Here is a 3,119-nt window from a genome sequence, read left to right as displayed (position 1 = left end):
GACCCAGTCGACGTCGAACGGCATCTGCTCGACGAAAGAGATCCACTCGATCCCGGGGAATTCCCATCCGCCGCGCGGCCCCCCGACCAGAGCCTGCACTACTTGGTACGAGGCCTCCTCCTCCGTGTTCCACGGGCAGTGCACCTTCAAATACCGGCGACGGAACGGCGCAAACGTCTGTCCCTTAGTGACATCAGATTGCCCGCCCTCGTCCGTCCAGGGGGCAGGGACATATGCAGGGCGCGGACGAACAACCGCTTCCAGCGGGTCCTGGCGTTTAGTGCCCGCAGACTCCTGATCACTGGCATCTGGCAGTGGAGCATCATCAGCGGCCAATCCGCGCTGTTGCAGATGCGTCGCGATCCAGATCTGCTCAACGGCCGACGCCGGCGACGGTCGGAACGACTTGGGAATCTTCTCCTCGATCGCGCGAGCTGTGACCAACGCCGTCTGTACCGCCGAGTTCGATGGTCGCCACTTGGGCAGGCCCATCCGGTCGCGCAGATCCGCCTCCTGCGACTGCACCCACCATCGCGCCTGCTCCTTCACGCTCCCCCGCAGCGGCACGGCAAGCCAGTACGCGCGCTCTCCGAGAGGTACTTCGCGGAGTGCTTGGAGGGTACGTGCGACTTCGTCTGCCCACTCGGGGCTTTCGTTGATGTCGACGCCGGCGAGCATCCTGTTGATGATTCCGATGGGATCAAGGTCGGCCGCGAGCCCGAGGATGAGGGCTTCCCCGCGGAGCTCCTGGAGGAGCGCCTGGTGCTGGTCGCGGATGCCGTGTTTCACCGTGGAGGTTGCGTAGTTGTACAGGATCGGCTTGCCATTGATGACAGGCGGGTTGAGGCGCCACGTGGCCCAGACTTGACCAGTGCGCGTCCACATCAGGTTGTGGTCCATCGCGGTTGCGGGGATCTTCATCTGGCGTCGTCCTTACTTCCTGGTCTGAGCGAGTAGTCGTTCGACTCCGGTGGCCGTAACAGAGGCTGTGACTGCTGGTGTGGCTGGCGATGCGGGTTTGACGCGTCGACGCAATCTCTTGTTCGTGGTCTCCTCGGCGACCGTCTGAGCTTCTGCCTCGATCGGTTCGACGATGGGGTTGATTGCGGTTTTACCTCGGGCGTGACGGGGCGGAGCGATCCGCACGTTCATGCCGTGGTATCGCCCATGGGCTGGGCTACGGATCGCACGGAGGACCCCTCCTGCGACGCTGAGAAGGTTTCGTTGCTGTGCGGGGAGGATGCCGATTGCGAACGCCCCTCCGACACCGATCGCGAGGGAGATCACCAAATCCACGAGGATGGTGCTCCCCCAAATTCCACGGGTGAGAAGCGCTCCTGTTGTCAGCACGATCAGGACGACGAGCTGAGTCACGGTGTACGGGCCACCGGGGATCCGCGTACCGTCATGCAGCCGGCCGATGAGCTTGGGAAACTTCCGAGCACGGGTGTAGAACCGTGCTGTCTCCGACGGGCGTGCTTCGTCATCCATGGCTGTGATCCGCTGTGTGCTTACAGGTTCTGGAAGGTCTGCACGATGACGCTCGCGATCCCGCTCAGTCCGCCAGCAGCAGCCATCACGAGGATGGCTGCACCGATCACGGCGCCGATGATGATGGCGCTGACGCTAAAGTTCTTCTTCCCGGCGATCCAGAAGAACGCAACCAGTGAGAGCACAACGGCGACACCTCCAATCATGTCGACGAGGTTTCCCTCGAGAAGGTTCCATTTCTCGAAAATGCCGTCCCTATTCATGAGATTTCTCCTAGTTCGTTGCAGGGGTTGTCGGGCGTGCAGGGGTTGTTGAAGGTTCAGGTGTCGGTGAAGGCGCTAGATCTCCGAGCTCGTCGTCACTGTCGATGTACACCAGCGGTGCGTCGTCGATCGCGAGGACTTCCCATCGGTCGGCGCGCATGGTCATCGTGAGCGCGTAGGACGCAGTCGCCATGCGCTCGTCCGCGTTCTGAGCGGCGATCACTGCACGCACCCGGAGCTCGCTGCCTTCGTCCGTCTGCTCGTCCGCGGGCAGGTCGGAGCCGAGCTTGATGATGTCGACGCGCGAGTAGGGCGCAGGGTCGATCGCCGTGAACGTCGCATCCGGCGACGTGAATCGGGTGATGTCGCCTTCGCCTGTGAGGTACGCGGCGAGAAAGTTGCTTACTGTCTCTCCCCCCTCAGAGGAAAGCGCGAGGGTCTCGCTGTACGCGAGGTCCTCACCGATGCCGGAGCTTGGTGCAGCGACGGGCGTGGGGAAGCCCATAGCCTTCGGGCCGGATTCGTGTGTCGAGATCGGTACCTGCCAGTACCGGCGGGGCCATGACGTCAGTTCGTTGTCGCCTTCGTCTGTCGTCGTCTCTTTCACATTTGCCGACAGCAGCACGTTCACGAACTTCTCGTCGACGATGTCTGAGGAGACCACTTCGAGATCGCGGTACTCCCAGGGCTTCGCCGAGAGGTAACCACCCACCCCGGAGAGGTCCACGTAGGTGCCGAGCTCGCCTGGGTCCTCGCTGGTCGCTCGCAACCACTCCGAGACGAATCCGGCGGCGTATCCCCCGGCAAGCCTCTGCACCGATGTCCTCTCCTCCGTCTGCACTTGGGCAACAGCGCCGGAGGGCCTGTTCAGAGCAAGCCACCCGACGCCAACTCCTACGTACCCGCAGAGGATGCCGCCGATCAGAAGCACACCGATCGCCTTGGAGCCCATCTCGCCGCCATGGGTCCAGGGATGCCCCTGGGCAGCCTTCTCCGCACGCTGAGCGTTCTTCTCCGCTCCACGTGCCCTCTTCGGCGATCGCGGCTTATCGGTGTCGGTTTCGGTGTCGTTGCGGCGGAACAGTCCCATCACTCTTCTCCAGACGAGTACGCGATGCGGCGGGCGGCGGGGGTCGCTGCTTGGAGGGTTTGTAGCGCTGAGCGCAGTCGGTTCTGGGCCCGGGAGTTGTAGGGCGTTTCGAGTGCCACGGCGGATGCGCTCTCGAAGGTGTCGCGAGCGCTGAGCGCTTCGGCTGCGTCAGGGAGGAAGGCATTCCAATCGGCACTGTTCGCGTCCCGGGCGATGTCGCTCATCACGGCTCTCTTTCGACGAGGTTGCAGCGCCTTCTAGCGCCTCACATAGCT

The 3,119-nt window shown here is 63.2% G+C and carries 4 protein-coding genes and 1 pseudogene; all 5 read right to left on the bottom strand.

Features of this window, described 5'->3' with window-relative positions:
* Positions 1 to 921, bottom strand: a pseudogene (locus G510_RS0113170) (ATP-binding protein); the annotation flags it as partial.
* A gap of 12 nt (positions 922 to 933) precedes the next feature.
* Complete coding sequence (locus G510_RS18415; RefSeq protein WP_036323458.1) at positions 934 to 1,491, bottom strand: hypothetical protein; 558 nt, start codon at positions 1,489 to 1,491, stop codon at positions 934 to 936.
* A 20-nt stretch (positions 1,492 to 1,511) separates the two neighbouring features.
* Positions 1,512 to 1,754: a hypothetical protein gene (locus tag G510_RS0113165; protein ID WP_029153987.1), complete on the bottom strand. Its 243-nt coding sequence runs from the start codon at positions 1,752 to 1,754 to the stop codon at positions 1,512 to 1,514.
* A gap of 10 nt (positions 1,755 to 1,764) precedes the next feature.
* Positions 1,765 to 2,844, bottom strand: a complete 1,080-nt coding sequence (locus tag G510_RS0113160; protein WP_029153986.1) for a conjugal transfer protein — start codon at positions 2,842 to 2,844, stop codon at positions 1,765 to 1,767.
* Entirely contained in the window at positions 2,844 to 3,068 is a 225-nt protein-coding gene (locus tag G510_RS0113155; RefSeq protein ID WP_029153985.1) for a hypothetical protein, read from the bottom strand. The genes G510_RS0113160 and G510_RS0113155 overlap by 1 nt, the downstream gene beginning before the upstream one ends.
* Positions 3,069 to 3,119: the final 51 nt, after the last annotated feature.

This window comes from Microbacterium gubbeenense DSM 15944 (assembly GCF_000422745.1).
GTDB classification, from domain to species: Bacteria; Actinomycetota; Actinomycetes; order Actinomycetales; family Microbacteriaceae; genus Microbacterium; species Microbacterium gubbeenense.
This window is presented reverse-complemented; position numbering and strand designations above follow the sequence as displayed.

What these genes read in the sequence shown, in the direction of transcription:
- G510_RS18415 (WP_036323458.1), bottom strand. Translation starts at nt 1,491, where the DNA reads ATGGATGACGAAGCACGCCCGTCGGAGACAGCACGGTTCTACACCCGT.
- G510_RS0113155 (WP_029153985.1), bottom strand. Translation starts at nt 3,068, where the DNA reads ATGAGCGACATCGCCCGGGACGCGAACAGTGCCGATTGGAATGCCTTC.
- G510_RS0113165 (WP_029153987.1), bottom strand. Translation starts at nt 1,754, where the DNA reads ATGAATAGGGACGGCATTTTCGAGAAATGGAACCTTCTCGAGGGAAAC.
- G510_RS0113160 (WP_029153986.1), bottom strand. Translation starts at nt 2,844, where the DNA reads ATGGGACTGTTCCGCCGCAACGACACCGAAACCGACACCGATAAGCCG.